General features: G+C 55.1%; 2 protein-coding genes. Both read right to left on the bottom strand.

What is annotated here, in order from left to right; translation table 11 throughout:
- Nucleotides 1-553: 553 nt before the first annotated feature.
- Nucleotides 554-727: a hypothetical protein gene (locus tag FEZ63_RS24900; RefSeq protein WP_153245873.1), complete on the bottom strand. Its 174-nt coding sequence runs from the start codon at nucleotides 725-727 to the stop codon at nucleotides 554-556.
- A 56-nt stretch (nucleotides 728-783) separates the two neighbouring features.
- Nucleotides 784-1155 carry a DUF6894 family protein gene (locus FEZ63_RS26320; protein ID WP_420846322.1) on the bottom strand — a complete coding sequence of 124 codons (372 nt, stop codon included), beginning with the start codon at nucleotides 1153-1155 and terminating at the stop codon, nucleotides 784-786.
- Nucleotides 1156-1235 lie beyond the last annotated feature (80 nt).

Here is a 1235-nt window from a genome sequence, read left to right as displayed (position 1 = left end):
TCCGATCGCATACGATTACCAATCATGAAAACTTGAGACTTCCCCGACTGGCGTGTGCAATGCCAAGAGAACTTAGCTCACTACGATCGCTTTCCAAGCGTGGCTTGAAAGCCTGCGGACCGGGTTTCGAACGAAGAACGGTCGCACCCCGCTTAGTCTTCGCAAGTCAATTGACCCTTCCTGTCAGGGCGGAAATTTACAATTTCCCTTAGATATTAGACATTTTTTCTCGACGATATTCGTATATTTCCGACGACGATGCGCGTATACTTGCGACAAGATTAGGAGGTCGCCATGATTGCGCGGCTCAAGTCCTATGTTTCCTACGAAAACGAAGCGATCTTTGGTGCTGCTCTGGCATTGTTGTTCTGCGGAGCGGTGATCCTGGGGCTCATGTGATGCTCTCCCAGGTGCTGATCGCGCTCCTCATGATGGCAGGCATTCTCGCCATCTACATGCTCATGATCAAGTATCATTGGTGAGCACTGATCCGGTCGCGGTGTCTCTAGCGTTCACCGCCAGTAGCGGCGGCAAAGGCAGACATCCTTTCGGATCACTTCTCGTGAGGAGTCTCCTGATCCGGCGACGCAATTCCGTCGTCGCCATAGCCGCGCCGCCCGTTGAGCTTCGTCTTCGAGATCGGTGCGGCGCGATCTTCCAACATCCTCACGGCTTTCCAGACGGAGTTCACAACTCTCTGAGTGACGCTGAGGGGGCTTTTGCTCATGATTGGCTCGCTTCCCGACGCCCGTAGCGGCGCTGCGGCAGTTGGCTTCCTCGGACTTAACCGGGTGTTTCGGAATCGAGCGCTTCGGAGAACCCGACCGTCAATACGTGCTGATTGGCTCTATCCATGATCTCGAAGCGCCAGCGTCGCCGCTCCTCGCCCTTCTGATCGCCTTCTGCAATCAAGTCGCGGGCGCTGGCGAGCGCCTCCTTTCGAACGGCTTGAAGGTCAGAGCGCGTCACCCCTTCCGGGTCTTCGATAACGCCACCCTCGGTCCTAATATTGAAGTAATAGAGAGCCGTTTCTAACTTGTTCGTAGACGGGTGGTCCGGCTCACAGGAGCGGTGACCTGATCGAGGTGCGCCACCCTCATCGTCCCACCTTTTGAGGTCCTGACGCTGACTTGGGTGCTTCGGAGCGTTACTCATATCGAAACGATAGAACCGTCGCCGGGCTTTTTGATGACGTTGATGACAGTCTCGCAAAGTTAGTTCTTAACCTGAAAGCC

The organism is Microvirga brassicacearum (genome assembly GCF_008757455.1).
Taxonomy (GTDB): domain Bacteria; phylum Pseudomonadota; class Alphaproteobacteria; order Rhizobiales; family Beijerinckiaceae; genus Microvirga; species Microvirga brassicacearum.
Note: the sequence above shows the minus strand (reverse complement) of the source record. Positions and strands in the feature narration are given on the sequence as shown.